Source organism: Herbiconiux sp. FW305-C-125 (genome assembly GCF_058783455.1).
The window spans coordinates 77,426-92,670 of sequence record NZ_JBYSYO010000008.1 but is presented as its reverse complement, the minus strand read 5'-3'; the positions used below and the strand labels follow the sequence as shown (position 1 = coordinate 92,670).

At 70.4% G+C, this 15,245-nt stretch carries 13 protein-coding genes; 9 read left to right on the top strand and 4 right to left on the bottom strand.

The window, feature by feature from the left end; translation table 11 throughout:
* Window positions 1-4: 4 nt before the first annotated feature.
* Entirely contained in the window at window positions 5-577 is a 573-nt protein-coding gene (locus tag AC3WLB_RS18055; protein ID WP_492508356.1) for an ATP-dependent Clp protease proteolytic subunit, read from the bottom strand.
* 201 nt (window positions 578-778) lie between these two features.
* Here AC3WLB_RS18055 and AC3WLB_RS18050 point away from each other — a divergent pair, with 201 nt between their 5' ends.
* The gene (locus tag AC3WLB_RS18050; protein WP_492508354.1) at window positions 779-1,141 is read left to right on the top strand and encodes a helix-turn-helix domain-containing protein; all 363 of its coding nucleotides are present in this window, start codon (window positions 779-781) and stop codon (window positions 1,139-1,141) included.
* Window positions 1,142-1,209: 68 nt separating this feature from the next.
* Window positions 1,210-1,887 (top strand): GntR family transcriptional regulator, encoded by a 678-nt coding sequence (locus AC3WLB_RS18045; protein ID WP_492508352.1) that lies wholly within the window; start codon window positions 1,210-1,212, stop codon window positions 1,885-1,887.
* A gap of 46 nt (window positions 1,888-1,933) precedes the next feature.
* Here the strand turns inward: AC3WLB_RS18045 and AC3WLB_RS18040 are convergent, their stop codons facing one another.
* Window positions 1,934-3,595, bottom strand: coding sequence for an amidohydrolase family protein (locus AC3WLB_RS18040; protein WP_492508350.1), 1,662 nt, complete (start codon window positions 3,593-3,595; stop codon window positions 1,934-1,936).
* Between the two features lie 28 nt (window positions 3,596-3,623).
* A complete protein-coding gene (locus AC3WLB_RS18035) occupies window positions 3,624-4,250 on the bottom strand; it encodes a hypothetical protein (RefSeq protein WP_492508348.1) in 627 nt (208 codons plus the stop codon).
* Window positions 4,251-4,431: 181 nt separating this feature from the next.
* On the opposite strand from AC3WLB_RS18035, the gene AC3WLB_RS18030 reads away from it, so the two are divergent.
* The 4 genes from AC3WLB_RS18030 to AC3WLB_RS18015 are packed head-to-tail and all read left to right on the top strand — an operon-like array spanning window position 4,432 to window position 11,193.
* A complete protein-coding gene (locus AC3WLB_RS18030; RefSeq protein WP_492508346.1) occupies window positions 4,432-7,218 on the top strand; it encodes an MMPL family transporter in 2,787 nt (928 codons plus the stop codon).
* Window positions 7,215-9,116: a YhgE/Pip domain-containing protein gene (locus AC3WLB_RS18025; RefSeq protein ID WP_492508344.1), complete on the top strand. Its 1,902-nt coding sequence runs from the start codon at window positions 7,215-7,217 to the stop codon at window positions 9,114-9,116. The genes AC3WLB_RS18030 and AC3WLB_RS18025 overlap by 4 nt, the downstream gene beginning before the upstream one ends.
* The gene (locus tag AC3WLB_RS18020) at window positions 9,113-9,811 is read left to right on the top strand and encodes a response regulator transcription factor (protein WP_492508342.1); all 699 of its coding nucleotides are present in this window, start codon (window positions 9,113-9,115) and stop codon (window positions 9,809-9,811) included. The genes AC3WLB_RS18025 and AC3WLB_RS18020 overlap by 4 nt, the downstream gene beginning before the upstream one ends.
* A gap of 2 nt (window positions 9,812-9,813) precedes the next feature.
* On the top strand, window positions 9,814-11,193 hold the full coding sequence (locus tag AC3WLB_RS18015; protein ID WP_492508340.1) for a sensor histidine kinase: 1,380 nt from the start codon (window positions 9,814-9,816) through the stop codon (window positions 11,191-11,193).
* A 21-nt stretch (window positions 11,194-11,214) separates the two neighbouring features.
* On the opposite strand, the gene AC3WLB_RS18010 is transcribed toward AC3WLB_RS18015, so the two are convergent.
* Window positions 11,215-12,291, bottom strand: coding sequence for a hypothetical protein (locus AC3WLB_RS18010; protein WP_492508338.1), 1,077 nt, complete (start codon window positions 12,289-12,291; stop codon window positions 11,215-11,217).
* Window positions 12,292-12,363: 72 nt separating this feature from the next.
* Here AC3WLB_RS18010 and AC3WLB_RS18005 point away from each other — a divergent pair, with 72 nt between their 5' ends.
* The 3 genes from AC3WLB_RS18005 (at window position 12,364) to AC3WLB_RS17995 (ending at window position 15,197) form a co-directional block, all read left to right on the top strand.
* On the top strand, window positions 12,364-13,347 hold the full coding sequence (locus AC3WLB_RS18005; RefSeq protein WP_022896998.1) for an Lrp/AsnC family transcriptional regulator: 984 nt from the start codon (window positions 12,364-12,366) through the stop codon (window positions 13,345-13,347).
* A gap of 153 nt (window positions 13,348-13,500) precedes the next feature.
* Window positions 13,501-14,373, top strand: coding sequence for an ABC transporter permease subunit (locus AC3WLB_RS18000; RefSeq protein ID WP_083890321.1), 873 nt, complete (start codon window positions 13,501-13,503; stop codon window positions 14,371-14,373).
* Window positions 14,374-14,375: 2 nt separating this feature from the next.
* Window positions 14,376-15,197 (top strand): ABC transporter permease, encoded by an 822-nt coding sequence (locus tag AC3WLB_RS17995; protein WP_492508335.1) that lies wholly within the window; start codon window positions 14,376-14,378, stop codon window positions 15,195-15,197.
* The last annotated feature ends 48 nt before the right edge of the window (window positions 15,198-15,245 follow it).

Genomic DNA, 15,245 nt, shown 5'->3' with positions numbered 1-15,245 from the left:
CCGGCTATCCCCGCAGCCCCTGCGCCGACGACACGATGTGGTCGACGAAGCCGTACTCGCGCGACTCGGCCGCGGTGAACCACCGGTCGCGGTCGGCATCCGCCGTGATCTCGGCGAGCGGCCGTCCGGTCTGAGCGCTCGTGAGCTCGGCCATCCGGTGCTTGAAGGCCAGGATCTGCTTCGCCTGGGTCTGGATGTCGGCCGCCGAACCCCCGAATCCGCCGTGCGGCTGGTGCATGACGACGCTCGCGTTGGGGAGGGCGTAGCGCTTGCCCGGCGTGCCCGAAGAGAGCAGGAACTGGCCCATCGACGCCGCGAAGCCGAGGGCCACGGTCACCACGTCGGCCTGCACGAAGTTCATCGTGTCGTAGATGGCGAACCCCGAGGTCACCGATCCGCCGGGTGAGTTGATGTAGAGGTAGATGTCCTTCTCGGGTGCCACCGCGTTCAGCAGTAGGAGCTTCGCGCAGATCTCGTTGGCCACGACGTCGGTCACCTCGGTGCCGAGGAAGACGATGCGCTCGTCGAGCAGGCGCCGGTAGATCTGGGGATCGGTGGCGGCGGGGCTGTCGGTCATGGGAATCCTTCCGGTGCGGCCCGAGGGCCGGGTGAGGTTTCAGGATGCGCCGGGTCGCGCATCCGTCACCCCCGCTTCTGCGGTCGGCAGATCTGCCAAGGGCAGACCGCACGCGGCGCCGGATTCTGCTGTCAGCAGACACGAGCGACCCGCCCGGCCCAACGGATGCGCCGGGCCGGGCTCGCGTCGTAGCCTGGGCTCATGCTCCTCCGCCACGCGATCGGTCACGTTCTGCGGCGCATCCGCCTCGAACGCCGCCTCACGCTGCGCGATCTGGCGCGGGACTCGCGGGTGTCGGTGCCCTATCTCTCCGAGATCGAGCGCGGGCGCAAGGAGGTGTCGAGCGAGATCCTCGCCACCGTCTGCCGCGTGCTCGATCTGTCGCTCGCCGAGCTGCTCGACGCGGTCAGCCGCGAGCTCGCGGGAGCGGCACCCACCACTCCCGCGGCCGCCCGACCCGTCGCCCCCGTCATCTCGCTCGAGTCGCGCACCGAGCTCCGCGGCACCGCTCCCGGCCCTCACGCTCACGTCGACGCGCCGAGCGCCTTCCTCCTGGCCGCCTGAGCCGCCTGGGCGTTCGGGCCTGCCTCACGCATCCGCGCACTACAATCGGATGCTGAGGGCAGGTGATGATGGCCGTTTCTTCCGAGGCGGGTTCCCGCGTCGATGACGCATACGAGTGGTTGCTCGCCGAGATCACGGGTTTCCGGTTGCGATCGGGGTCGCCGCTGAGCGAGAACCGGCTCGCCAGTCAGCTCGGCATCAGCCGCACCCCGGTGCGCGAGGCCCTGCAGCGACTCGAGAAGGAGGGGCTGGTCAAGCGCACCGACAACGCGCGCTTCACCGTCTCACAGCTGACCGCGACCGAGGTCAACGACGCCTGCGACCTGCTCGAGGTGCTCGACACGTACATCTGCCGGAAGGCGGCCTCCACCCTCACCGACGACGAGGCGAAGAAGCTCAAGGGCTACGTCGACGACATGTACAAGGCGGCGGCGAACGACGACCGGCAGAGCTGGGCGCTCGCCGACCAGTTGTTCCACCGCTACGCGAACACGCTCTCGGGCAACGTGCTGGTGGCCGAGACGGTGCGCGAGACCCGGCGGCGCATCCAGCGCTTCTGGCTGCGCGCGGCGTCGATGCAGTCGCGCCTGCTCTCCTGCGCCGAGGAGTACGACGAGCTCTACCGCGCCATGGTCGCCCACGACTACGCGGGCATCGAGCCGGCGGTGAAGAAGCACATCGGGCACATGCGCGAGCGCATGCTCGAGATGATCGCGGCCGCCGCCATCCTCCTCGGCGACGACTGACCCTCAAAATCGACGGGTCGCGAAGAGGGAGCAGGGGCGACTGCGCTCAGCAGCAGTACGTCGCGGTCGACGGGTCGATGCCGAAGCTCGTTGCATCCGACTCGGGTTCGTCGGTCAGTCGGTCGATCAGGGCGTCCAGCTCCTCGGACGTGGTGAGGTGCCCGTCCCGCACGACGGCCGTGATGGAACCGAGCCCGTCGATCGACGACGTCGGATCGGAGCCCAGGAGGAGCAGGTCGGCGTCGGCTCCGGGGGCGATGACACCCATCGTCGCCGAGCGCCCGAGGAAGGCCGCCGGCGTGGTGGTGGCCATGCGCAGCACGTCGAGCGGGGAGATGCCCGCCTTGCCGAGCTCCTGGAACTCCAGCTGCAGGTGCTGGCCGGGCGCTTTGCCCTGGCCATCGGTGGCGGCCATCATCGGCACGCCTTCCTCGTGGAAGATCCGGGTCGTCGCCAGCACGGCGTCGTACACCTGCCCGTAGGTCTCCCGGGTCGCGGCGGGGAGGGCCCGGTAGGTGGCGAGCACGTCGTCGTAGTCGCGTCGAACAGTGGGACTCATCCGCTCGAGCCACGGATCGTCGCGGTAGGCGGCATCGTCCATCAGGTACTGCGTGCGCAAGCGCACGAGGGTGGGTGAGTGCCAGGTGCCGTTCGCGACGAAGGTCGCGGCGAGCGCCCGGGTCGCGCTCTCGTCGAAGGAGGCGATGGCTCGGGCCACGAACGCGGTGGCCTCGGGCGGGTCGAAGGCGGCGGGATTGATGAGCTTCTTCGCGGAGGTGGCGGTGAAGACCTCGCCGGCGAAGGGAAGGCCGGCGACCCAGTGCGGAACGGGGAGGGCGGTGTCGTCCTCGGCCCAGAGCTCCTCTCGTCGCGACGACGTCTCGATCCAGATGCCGTTGGAGGCGCCGAGGTGTTCGATGCAGTCGAATCCCGCCGCCGACGCCTCGGAGGGGAGGACGGATTCGGGGAGATGGCCCGCGATTCGGAGACCCTTGGCGTGGGCGTGCTCGATGGCGGCGAAGAAGACGTCGCGATCGGTGAGGATCATCTTGATGAAGTCGGCGCCGTTGTCGTACTGGTCGTCGATGGCGCGCCGCACGTCGTCGACGGAGCCTGCGTTGAAGGGGGTCAGGATGTCGCCCGGCATCGCGAGCAGGCGCGGGGTGGTGGTCGACAAAGGAAGACGGCCTTCGGCGCGATAGGTGAGGAGGTCGGTGGTGCCGAGCATCTGCCGCATCCCCGTGACGCCCTCGGCGAGCATCGTCGCCATCATCAGGGCCGGCTTCTCGGCCTGGATGGCGTGGGTGTGCATGTTGTTGTAGCCGGGAACCGCGAACCGGCCGGCACCGTCGACGACCGTGGTCCCGCTGGTGCGGGGGAGGGAATCGAGCGCGCCGACGGCGATGATTCGGCCGCCGTCGATCAGGATGGACGTGTCGTCTCGGCGGCTGCCGTCCCGCGGATCGATGACGGTCACGTGATCGACTCGCAGGGTGCCACCGGAAACGGGCGCCACCCGTGGTGGTGTGTGGCTGGTCAGGTGCCGGACGATGGGGATGCCTGCGCTGATCGCGAAGCCGGCGCCGAGCGCGCTGACGCCCGCGATCTTCAGGAACTGGCGCCGTGAGCGCGGTCGTTCCGTCACTCCGCCCGTGGCCTCGGTGTCGGCCGCCTCGTCAGCGCTCGGGTTCTCGTCAGGGGTGCTCATCAAATCTCCTTCAGGATGGGGTGTTCCGTCACTCGCACACGAGTGCGGCGAACGGGTTGTCGCGGTCGGCTGCCGGCGGGGTAATCGGGGCGGAGACGGACAGCCGGGTCTCTCCGGCGGTCACGGTGACATCGGTCACCGACAGACCGCCAGCCGCGGGCAGCGCGATGCCGGTGCCCAACCAGTCAGGCGCCCGGTCGCCGAGAAGACGAGCCACCTGCGGTGCCGGCAGAGAGAACCCCGCGACTCCGACCGCGTCGGGCACGAGCAGCCAACTCCCGTCCTCCTCCCGGGGGACGAGTCGCATGTTCACGGGAACCGTTCGTTCCGGGAGCTCGATCGAAATCTCGACGTCCATTCCCTCGCGGCTGGTCGAGACCGAGACATCCTTGCCGGTTCGGCAGGCGAGGATGCTCTGCAGGGCGGTGTCGTCCACCGTCACCGTGATCGCGGCGCGTCCGGTGGCGAGCGACCACAGCGCGAGACCGTCCCCGGAGCCCGCTTCGATCCCCGGGGTACCGGCGGTGAGCGAGTCGAGGGTCGAGTCGATCTGCGTGCGGGCGAGCAGCTCTGCGGTGACCGTGAGGGCGGCGAGTCCGGCGAGGACCGATCCGAGGACGATGAGGAGCACGCGACGCGGGCGGGTGATAGCCATTCAGCGAGTCGAGCACGGCACCCTCCACGCGAGACGCCGGCCCACCTGACGGTGCGCTGACGGGTGGCTGACGAACCCGTCGCGACCGCATCCCGTCAGGAGACCGTCAGGTACGCGGGGCGGCGACCGTCAGGCGTGGGCATTCGGATGGAACGCGACCCCAGTTCGTCACGGAGGATTCATGTCGCTCGCTCTGCACCGCCTGGGCCGATTCATCGGCCGACACCGCCTTGCCGTCATCGGCGTCTGGGTGGCACTGCTCCTCGTGATCGGCGGCGTCGGTTTCACGGCCGGGGCCGCCTTCGAAGACGACAACTCGATTCCCGGTACCGAATCGCAGGAGGGTCAGGACATCCTCACCTCCCGCTTCGGCACCGCGGCTTCCGGTGCGAGCGCGCAACTACTCTTCCGAGCGGATGACGGTGACATCAGCGACGCCGCGGATCGCGCGGTCGTGCAGTCGCGGCTGGACGCAGTCGCCGCCGTCGAGGGGGTCGCCGGGGTCAGCGCGGTCGACGACCTCACCCTGGACGACGAAGGCGATGCCGCCCTCGCCACCGTGCAGTTCGACGACCGCAAACCGCCGGAATCCGTGCTCGACGAGGCTCGGGATGCCGCAGCCACGGACGCGGACGGTGTCGTCTCGACCATCGGCGGCAGCAGCTACACGGTGCAGGAGGAGCAGAGCCATCTCGGCGAGGTGATCGGCATGGGGATCGCGTTGCTTGTGCTCTTCATCGTCTTCGGGTCGCTGCTCGCGGCCGGGATGCCACTCGTGGGGGCGCTGACGAGCGTCGGACTGACCCTCGGGGGCCTGTTCATCGCGTCGCATCTGACCGCGATCTCGCCGTCGACCTCGGCGTTCTCGAGCATGCTCGGGCTCGCGGTGGCGATCGACTACTCCCTGTTCATCCTGTCGAGGCATCGCCATGAGCTGGCGCAGGGGCAGCCGCCCGGCGAGGCGATGGCGCGCGCTCTCGGCACTGCCGGCACCGCCGTCGTGTTCGCGGGTCTCACCGTCGTCATCGCGCTGGGCGGGCTGCTCGTGGTCGGCATCCCGACGCTGACGACCATGGCGATCGGCGGAGCGGTCGCGGTCGCCATGGGGGTGCTGGTCGCCCTCAGCCTGCTGCCCGCGATCGCGTTGCTCGCGGGCACACGACTCCGGCCCCGTGCCCGGCGGGGGCCTCGGAAGTCTCGGAAGTCCCGGACGAAGCCGCCGCTCGCGCAGCGCTGGGTGCGGTTGATCACGCGGGCGCCGGCCGTGACCATCGTGCTCGTTGTGCTCGGGGTCGGCGCCATCGCCCTGCCGGCCACGACGATGCAGCTGGGCCTCCGTGACGCCAGCACGCAGCCGGTCGGCAGCGCGCAACGCGACCACTACGACGCCGTCGCCGCATCCTTCGGCCCGGGGTGGAATGCGCCGCTCCTGCTCACCACGGATGTGCTGTCGACCGACAAGCCCGTCGAAGCGCTGGACCAGTTGCAGAGCGAGCTCGAGAGCCTCGACGGGGTGGTGGCCGTTCCGGTGGCGACCCCGAACGCAGCGGGAGACACGGGCCTCCTCCGCGTCATCCCCGAGGGAGGCCAGAACGACCCCCGAACGGCGGCGCTCGTGGCGGAGCTCCGAGCCGATGCACCCGGATGGGAGGAGGAGTACGGCCTCTCGGACATCCGGGTGACCGGCACGACGGCGGTCAACATCGACATCTCCGCGCGGATGCAGGCGGCGCTTCTGCCGTTCACGCTGACCGTCGTGGGGCTCTCGCTGGTGCTGCTCCTGCTCGTCTTCCGGTCCATCTGGGTGCCTATCAAGGCCACGGTGGGATTCCTGCTCTCCGTCGGAGCGTCGTTCGGTGCGATCGTCGCCGTCTTCCAGTGGGGGTGGTTCCCGCCCCTGCTCGGCGGCGACTCGCCCGGCCCGCTGGTGAGCTTCCTGCCCATCCTGGTCATGGGGGTGCTGTTCGGGCTCGCGATGGACTACGAGATGTTCCTGGTCAGCCGGATGCGCGAGGAGTACAGCCACACCGGCGACGCACGGGCGGCGGTGCAGAGCGGTTTCGGGCACTCCGCTCCTGTGGTCACCGCCGCCGCGGTGATCATGATCGCCGTGTTCGTCGCCTTCGTGCCCGGCGGCACCGACACCATCAAGCCCATCGCGTTCGGCCTCGCGGTCGGGGTCTTCGTCGATGCGTTCCTGGTGCGGATGACGCTCGTGCCCGCGATCATGGCGGCCCTCGGCCGGTCTGCCTGGTGGCTGCCGCGCCGGCTGGGACGGGTCCTTCCGGTCGTGGACATCGAAGGCGAAGCCGTGCTGCGGCAGACGGCCGTCGACGACACGGATGCCGCCGGCCTCGCCATCAGCGCCCATGAGCTCCGGGTCAGGGAGAGCGATCCGCCGCTCAGCATCGACGTGCGGTTCGGTGAGACGGCGGCACTCGGCGGCGGCCGTGCGCCCGACGCCGAGCTCGTGCTCCTCCACGCCCTCAGCGGCCGGACACCGTTCGTCTCCGGATCGCTGACCGTTGCGGGGCTGGTGCTCCCCGAGTCAGCCGCCAGGGCCCGGCGTCTCACGGCGGTCGCCGCCGGGGACGACATCCCGCTCTCCGGCACGGCGCGGGACCACGCGCTGACGCTGATCGGGCTGGCCGGCGGCCGGCGCGGGGTCCGGCGAGAGCGTCTGCGGATCGTGCAGGACCTCTTCGCCGACATCGATATGCCGCTCGCCGGTCTGGACCGGTGCGCCCGACAGCTGCTCTCGGCGGCGGTGGCGTATGCGTGCGGCGCTCGCATCCTGTTCCTCCCCGACCCGCCGCCCCCGGGCGATGTCCGACGGCTGGCCGACGCCGGCGCGACCGTGATCGTGGCCGGGTCCGGGTCCGGGTCCGGGTCTGGGTCCGGCACCGCGGCCGAGGCCGCAGCTGCCACCGCGTCGTCTCTCCCACTCGAGATCGGAGCTTCAGCATGAACCGCAGCCGTCACCGCGTACTCGCGCTCCTCGTCGGGGTCGCGATCGCTCTGCCACTCGCCGGCGCCGCGGTGCTGGCGGCCGGGTCGGCGGATCGGGCAGAGCGAATCGACGACATCCCGGTCGCCATCGTCAACAACGACCAGATCGTCACGGGTGACCGGCCCATGGCGGCAGGGCGGGCCCTGACGGATGCGCTCGTGCACCCCGCCGACGACTCCATCACCCTCGGCTGGACCGTCACCGACGAGACCGACGCCGCCGAAGGGCTCAGCGACGGCGACTACTTCGCGGTGCTGACCATCCCGGAGGACTTCTCGGCCTCCGTGCTCTCGGCCGGCGGCGACGATCCGGTCGCGACCGGGCTGACGCTGCAGACCGACCCCGCTGCCTCCCCTGCGTCGGCGGCGGCCGCGCAGATCGTGACCCAGACCGCCGCCGACACCCTCGGCCGCGAGATCACCACCGCATTCGTCAGCAGCACCCTCTCCGGCATCGATGAGCTGTCCGGCGGGCTCGCCGACGCCGCCGACGGCGCCGAGCAGCTCGCCGACGGCACCGCACGCGTGCGAGACGGCGCGGAGCAACTCGGCGCGGGCACGACCCGGGTGGCGGACGGGCTCGATCAGCTGAGCGCGGGGGCGGCCGACGTCGCGGCCGGGAACGACCGGCTGGCGGCGGGCGCGACGGTCCTGGCCGACGGAGCGGCCGACCTCGGCGCGGGCGCGGGCACGCTCGCGGCCGGTGCGACCCAGCTCGGCGACGGCGCCGCCGCGATCGCGGCGTCGCAGCAGCAGCTCGCCGGTGCGCTCGCGAACCTCGCCGCGTCCTGCCCGCCGACCGCGGGGCCGCAGTACTGCGGCGCGGTCGCCGGGGCGGCATCGTCGGCCGGAGAACTCGCGACGGCAGCAGGCCAGGTCGCGGACGGCGCAGCGGCGACCGCCTCGGGCGCCCAGACCCTCGCCGGCTCATCCGCCACCTACGCGCAAGGTGCTGCCGACTTCGTGGCCGGGGCCCAGACGGCGGCCTCGGGCGCCGATCGCCTCGCCGTCGCCGCGGCCGATGCGGCGACGGGCGCCGACACCGTCGCGACCGGCGGCGCCGATCTGGTCGCCGGGGCGAACGAGGCCTCCGCAGGTGCCGACGAGCTGGCCGCGAAGCTCGCCGAGGGCGTTGCCGCGGCCCCGGCCTACACCGACGACGAGATCAGCGATCTCGCGGACGTGGTCGCGCAGCCGGTCACCGTCGTGACGACTGCGAACAGCTCGGCGGCGGGCTGGCTGCCGGCGGTGATCGCCGCAGTGGTGCTGTGGATCGGCGCCGTCGCGACGATGCTGATCCGGTCGCGCGCGCTCTCGGCCGCGGCGCTGATGTCGCCGATGTCCACCGGGCGCCTCACGCTCGGAGTGCTGCGGGGCGCGACCGCGATCGCCGCCGCGCAGGGGCTCGTGGTGACCCTGGTGCTCGCCGCATTCGGACTCGACCTGGCCTCCGGGATCGCGTTCGGTGCCGTCGCCGTGCTGGCCGCCATCGCCTTCACGGCCGTGGTGACCGGGCTCCGTGTGCTCCTCGGCCGCTGGGGCGGGGTCGCGGTCGCGGTCCTCACCCTCCTCCAGCTCGCGACCCTTTCGGCGGCACTGCCGCTGCAGACCGCGCCCCCGTGGATCGCCGCCCTCGATCCGTTCCTCCCCGTCTCCGCGTTCACGAGCATCGCCGTGCAAATCCCGGCCTCAGACCTCGGGTCCGCCCTGGCGGCTCCGGTCCTGTGCCTGATCGTGTGGGCGCTCGTCGGCGCCGGCGCGGTGTTCGTCGGCGTCCGGCGCGCGCGGACGATTCCGGTGCCGGACCCGGTGGGGTCCACCGGCTTCGGTGTGATGACTGAGAGGATGGCGACATGAGCCCGCGCGTTCTCCTCGTCGACGACGATGAGGAGATCCGTGCCATGCTCGAGTCGACACTCACCTTCAGCGGGTTCCAGACCTCGCTCGCCGACGGCGCGATACCCGCTCTCGAGGCCATCACCACCGACCGGCCGGATGTCGTCGTGCTCGACGTGATGATGCCGATGATGGACGGCTTCGAGCTGGCGCGCCTCATCCGCGATCGCGACGCGCGGATCCCCATCATCTTCCTCTCCGCCAGGGACGGTGTGGACGACCGGGTGCGTGGTCTTCGGCTCGGCGGCGACGACTACCTGGTGAAGCCGTTCAATGCGACCGAGTTGATCGCCCGCATCGAGGCGATACTGCGCCGGCGGTATGCTGGTGACGAGTCACCGACCGTGGATGATCTGCTGCAGGTGGGTGACCTGAGCGTCGATGTCGACCGGCATCTCGTGTCCCGGGCAGGGAACCCGGTCGAGCTGTCGCCGACGGAGTTCCGTCTGCTCGAACTGCTCATGCGCAATGCCGGCAGGGTGCTCTCGAAGAGTGTCATCCTCCAGGAGATCTGGATGTACGACTTCGGCGGGGACGCCAACGTCGTCGAACGATTCATCTCGAGCCTGCGGCGGAAGATCGACACCGAGCAGCAGCCGATGATCGTCACCGTTCGCGGGTTCGGCTACCGCATCCACGATCCCGGGAAGGCATAGCGGTGCGGTCCATCCGAGGCCGCCTGACCCTCAGCCTCTCCTTCGTCGTCGTCGTGATCGTGCTGGGTTTCGCGGCGATCGGTGCGATCGCGGTGCCTTCGATCCTCCTGGATCGTGACACCGACCGGCTCACCGCGGCAGCGGACCGGGTTCAGGCGAGTCTGCGCCTCAGCGGTGGAGTCACCATCGACTTCGACACGCTGCAGAACTTCGTCGCCAACGACATCGGCGTCGTCCTCCTCGCCGGCGACGAGGCGGTCGCGACATCCGGACTTCCGGCGGAAGACGTCACCGAGGTCGTCGCCGACGCCGGGCCCGAGGTGGCACCGACGTCGGGTTCCTACCTCGCCGAGCGTGTCGACGTGCAGGGTCTCGGTCTGCGGTACGACGGAGGTGGGGTGACCTCGGAGGTCACCGCGGTGGTCCTCAGCATGCGCACCTCGCCCCGCGACCTCACGGCCACCCTCGTCGTCACGGCTCTCGTGGCCGTGGCGATCGCCACCACCTCGGCGCTCATCGCCGTCGCGGCCCTGGTGGTCGGCCGCGGGCTGCGGCCGCTCGGCGCCATGGCCAATCAGGCGGAGCGGATCGCCAACGGCGACCGCACGTTGCGTCTGCCCGTCGACCACGCAGGCGACCCCGCCATCGCCCGAATGGCCGAGACCGTGAACACCGCGTTCGACGCGCAGGAGGACGCGGAGAATCGGATGCGCGCGTTCGTCGCCGATGCCTCGCACGAGCTGCGCACACCCCTCACCGCCGCGCACGGCTGGATCGAGCTCTACCTGCGCGGTGGTCTGCGCGACGAGGCCCAGCGCGACGAGGCCATGCTCCGGGTCGAGCGCCAACTCCAGCGCCTGCGGGAACTGACCGACGAACTCTCCCTCCTGGCCCGGACAGACGCCGGTCGGCCGCTGGAGAGCGACGAGGTCGACCTCGGTGCGCTCGCCCGCGACGTCGTCGCCGACGCCCGGATCGTTCACCCGGGGCGCCCCATCGACGTCTCCGTCGACGGGCGCCCGATCGTGCTCGGCGACGGCCCCCGCCTCACCCAGGTGTTGCGGAACCTGGTCGGCAACGCCCTGCAGCACACCGACGCCCCGGTCGGGGTCAGCGTCGTCGCCGGCGACACCCGCCACGTCGTCCGCGTGCACGATTCGGGGCCGGGCATCCCCAGCGAGGCGCTCCCGCATCTGTTCGAACGGTTCTGGCGCGGCGACACCGCACGGAGTTCAGCCGGCGGTTCGGGGCTCGGCCTCGCGATCGTGCAGGCCCTGGTCAGCGCGCACGACGGCACGATCCGAGTCACGAGCACACCGGAGCGCGGTACGACCTTCGAGGTCTCGTTGGCCGCACACTCGGCGCGGACGGGCGCCTCCTGAGCAGTCCAGGCGTGATTGCGGTCAGCCGTGCTCGCGTGCGCCCCAGGGGTCGCGCTCGAGCAGGGCGATCTCGTCGAGGTGCGCGGCGATGAGGCCGGCGTCGCCGTCGGCGACCCACGCCTGCCGGAAGGAGCGCCGCGCGGCCTCGGCGAGCTCGCGCCGCCCCCAGCCCACTCGGCGCGCCACGATCTCGTAGGAGTGCGTGAGGTCGGTGTGGTGCAGTGCCGGATCGTCCGTGCCGATCACGAGGTCGATCTCCGCATCGCTCAGGATGCGGTAGGCCTCGTGCCACGGCAGCGACGCCGGATGCCCGCCCAGCACGTACGCCATCGGCGTGAAGGTCATGGCGGCGCCCGATGCGGCGATCGCCGCCACCAGCGACGGCGACGACGCCGACGGCCAGCCGTGGTCGAGTCGATCGAACCCCCAGTCGAGCGCCAGGCGGGTCTCGGCCGCCGACATGACGTGCCCGGTGATGCGGAGGCCGGCATCCTTGGCGCGACGGTAAGCGTCTTGCAACGCTGACAACGGCGCCGAGCGGTGGTCGCCGTCACTTCCGATGCCCAGGATGCGCATCCCCTCGGCGCGCAGCGCGATCGACTCCTCCACCAGGCTCACGGCGTCCCGATCACCGTCGGGGCGGTGCAGTTCCACCACGATCCCACCACTGACGCCGAGCCGCTCCCGCGCCGCCGCGAACGCCCGGTCGACCGCCCCCAAGGTCTCCCGCACCGACAGCCCGGCTTGGGAGTGACTGAGTGCGGGCGTGCAGAGCAGCTCGATATGCCGCGCGCCCCGATCGAAGGCGGTGTCGAGTGCGGCGGCGGTGGCGCGCTCGAGTCCCTCGGCATCCCGCCAGAGGCCGGCGGCGACATCGAGGTCGGCGAAGAACTTGGCGGCGCCGAGGTTGTCGTATGCCCGCGCCAAGTCGGCCGCGCTCGGCCGCTCGCCCGTGCTCGCGGTGCGCAGGCGCAGGTAGTCGGAGGGTGCCAGCGAACCGGTAAGGTGCATATGCAGTTCGGCTTTGGGAAGCCGCCGGGCGAGCAGGATGACCGCGTCATCCGGGCTCGGCACGGCAGCGTCGTGGTCGGCTTTCACGTCGTCCCGCTCCCTTCACACGGCTCCATTCATGAGTGAGAGTATCCTGCCGATCGACGCCGAGGAGGACCCGTGAGTGAATGGCCGGACCGCGACACCGCGCGTCCGGGGCCGACGCCCTGGCCCGATCTCGACGAGACCGATCACCGCATCATCGCTGCGCTGCAACGAGACGGCCGGGCGTCGATCGCTAAGCTGGCCCGCGATACGGCCCTGCCCCCGGCTCGCGTGAAGGCACGCTACGAGCGGCTCGTCGAGCGGGGGCTCATCCGCACCGTGGCACTGATCGACCCGAGCATCCTCGGCCGTCCCGTGGTGGCGCACATCGAGATCGCGGCCGAACGCGGCAACAGCGACCTGGCCACGCGACTGGCGCAGGTTCCGGGCGTCGCCTGGATCGGTGTGGCCGACGACTACGAGCGGCTCCTGGTTCAGGTGAGCACCTCGTCCAACGCCGGTCTGGTCGACCTCGTCAACGGTGTCGTGCGGTCCGAGCCGGAGATCGCGTCGCTGTCGACCTCGATCGTCTTGCGCAGCTGGTCACCGGTGTTCGCGTTCACGGGCGCCCGGCGTGACGAGCCGCCGCTCGACGAGTTGCTGTGGCGCACGGGAGACCAGTCCGACCGCGCCCTCGACGACGTCGACCGGATGCTCCTGGCGATGCTCGAGCGGGACGCCCGTGTCTCGCTCACGGCGATGAGCGCGGCATCCGGTCTCTCGGTGCCGGCCACCCGTCAGCGCGTGATGCGATTGACCGGAGATCACACGATCCAGATCCGTACCCGCCCCGATGCGAGGGCACCGGGCGTGACGGCGGTGCGATTGCTGATGGAGACGAAAGGGGACTCGACGAGCATCGTGCGTTCCCTCGCGGGGATGCCGAACGTCAACTTCATCAGCGAATCCACGGGGCATCGGCCGCTCAGTGTCGAGTTGCTCTGCGCGAACGAGGCTCAGATCGGCGAGGGGTTCGACGCGGTCAGCCACATCGCCGGAGTGCGGTCGGCGCACATGATGCGTTTCCGCACCGCCCTGTTCCAGACCGGTAACTGGTGACTCGCGGAACGTTTCAGCCAGGTTTCGTCAGCGGCTCGAATGTAAAAGCTATGTTGCAGTAGCGCCACAAAGTCGCTTATTTGCGCGCATCAGGCATCCTGCGTGAACATTTATGTTGCAGAATCGACCTCGCACTTAAAACTGTGAGGACGTATGGCAATCATGGACACCGAGGAACGTGAGTTCTCCCACTCGGTCACCGACGACATCGACGAGGAGATCGACGAGGTCGTCACCCCGATCGAGCGGTCGGCGCGGTTGGGCCCCCGTCGTCTCATCGGGCCGCTCGTGACCCTCGCCCTGGTGGCGCTGCTCGTCGTCGCGTGGGAGATCGCGGCACGCACGGTGCTTGCTCAGAGCTATGTGTTCCCGGCGCCGTCGGTGATCGTGCAACAGCTCTGGACCGACGGCGAGCTGCTCGTGGTCAACGGTCTCGCCACCGCGCGCACGGCGGCCGTCGGTTTCCTGGTCGGCCAGGCCCTCGCCATCCTGCTGGCGGTGGCACTGTCGTTCTCGGTCGGTGCCGAGCTCGTGGTCACCAAACTCGCGCTGGTGATCTACTCGTTGCCGACGCTCGCCATCGCACCCATCCTGGGCACCATGTTCGGGCTCGAGGGCACGCGCGTGGCCGTGGTCGCGATCGTCGTCTTCTTCCCCACCCTGCTCGCCACGGTGTCGGGACTGCGCGCGGTGGGCGAGAGTCAGATCCTGCTGGTGCGCTCGCTCAGCGGCAGCCGCTGGACGGTGCTCCGCAAGATCTCTTTCCGCACCGCCCTGCCGGAGATCTTCGCCGGCTTGAAGCTCGGTGTGCCCGGCGCGGTGCTCGGCGCGATCGCCAGCGAGTGGCTCGGCGCGAGTGAGGGGCTCGGGATCTTCATGGTCAACGCCCTCGCCTACCTGCAGCCAGCTCGGGTGTGGGCCACCTGTGCGGTGATCGTGCTCGGCACCATCGTCGTCTACGGCCTCATCGCGCTCCTCGACCGTGCCTGCAACTCCTGGGCGGTCGACTCGAGGGGAGCGCGCTGAGCATGAACATCTACCCCCTCCTGGCCGCGGGCGGCCGACGCATCCTGGTGACGGTGGCATTCCTCGTTCTCGCGCTCGCCCTCATCTGCGTGCTCTGGACGGTCAGCGTGCACGCCCTCGCCCTCGACGCCTTCGGCACGCCGACGCCGCTCGACGTCTGGTCGTACTGGGTGGGCCAGCCCGACTCCGCAGCACACCGCGACCTCGTGCTCGGCGCCATGTGGACCACGCTCGGGCACGCCCTGACCGGCTATCTCGTCGGCACGGTCGTGGGCGTGCTGCTCGCGATGCTCTTCGTCACCGTGCCGGCCGTCGAGCGGGCCACGCTGCCGACCGTGCTGCTCATCCAGACCGTGCCCATCCTCGCGATCCTCCCGCTGTTCATCCTGCTGTTCGGCCGGGGGCTCCTCGTCACGACCATCATCACGGGGCTCACCGTGTTCTTCCCGACCCTCGTCTGGGTCTCCCAGGGCCTGCGCTCGCCGAAATCGACCACGCTCGATTTCTTCCAGAGCGTCGCCGCCACGCCCTGGACGGTGATGACCCGACTGCGCTTCCCGAGCGCCGTGGCCGGGGTCTTCGTGGCCGCGCGCCTCGCGGTGCCGGGCGCGGTGTTCGGCGCCTTCGTCTCCGAGTGGCTCGCCACCGGCGACGGGCTCGGGTACCTCGTCGTGATCTCGATGCAGGGCGTCGGCGGCTACGAGCCGCTGTGGGCCACCGTGTCGGTCACCACCCTCATGACGATGGCGCTCTACGTGATCGTCGAGATCGCCGAATCGATGGCGCTCGCCTACTACGCACCCGAACGGCTCATCCGCCGGTAGGGCCGCAGGACCATCCTCATCCGCACCACCTGCAACCGACGCACTCAC

Excerpts from the sequence above, each read along its gene's own strand:
- AC3WLB_RS18055 (WP_492508356.1), bottom strand. The coding sequence starts at position 577 with ATGACCGACAGCCCCGCCGCCACCGATCCCCAGATCTACCGGCGCCTG.
- AC3WLB_RS18050 (WP_492508354.1), top strand. The coding sequence starts at position 779 with ATGCTCCTCCGCCACGCGATCGGTCACGTTCTGCGGCGCATCCGCCTC.
- AC3WLB_RS18045 (WP_492508352.1), top strand. The coding sequence starts at position 1,210 with ATGGCCGTTTCTTCCGAGGCGGGTTCCCGCGTCGATGACGCATACGAG.
- AC3WLB_RS18040 (WP_492508350.1), bottom strand. The coding sequence starts at position 3,595 with ATGAGCACCCCTGACGAGAACCCGAGCGCTGACGAGGCGGCCGACACC.
- AC3WLB_RS18035 (WP_492508348.1), bottom strand. The coding sequence starts at position 4,250 with ATGGCTATCACCCGCCCGCGTCGCGTGCTCCTCATCGTCCTCGGATCG.
- AC3WLB_RS18030 (WP_492508346.1), top strand. The coding sequence starts at position 4,432 with ATGTCGCTCGCTCTGCACCGCCTGGGCCGATTCATCGGCCGACACCGC.
- AC3WLB_RS18025 (WP_492508344.1), top strand. The coding sequence starts at position 7,215 with ATGAACCGCAGCCGTCACCGCGTACTCGCGCTCCTCGTCGGGGTCGCG.
- AC3WLB_RS18020 (WP_492508342.1), top strand. The coding sequence starts at position 9,113 with ATGAGCCCGCGCGTTCTCCTCGTCGACGACGATGAGGAGATCCGTGCC.
- AC3WLB_RS18000 (WP_083890321.1), top strand. The coding sequence starts at position 13,501 with ATGGCAATCATGGACACCGAGGAACGTGAGTTCTCCCACTCGGTCACC.
- AC3WLB_RS17995 (WP_492508335.1), top strand. The coding sequence starts at position 14,376 with ATGAACATCTACCCCCTCCTGGCCGCGGGCGGCCGACGCATCCTGGTG.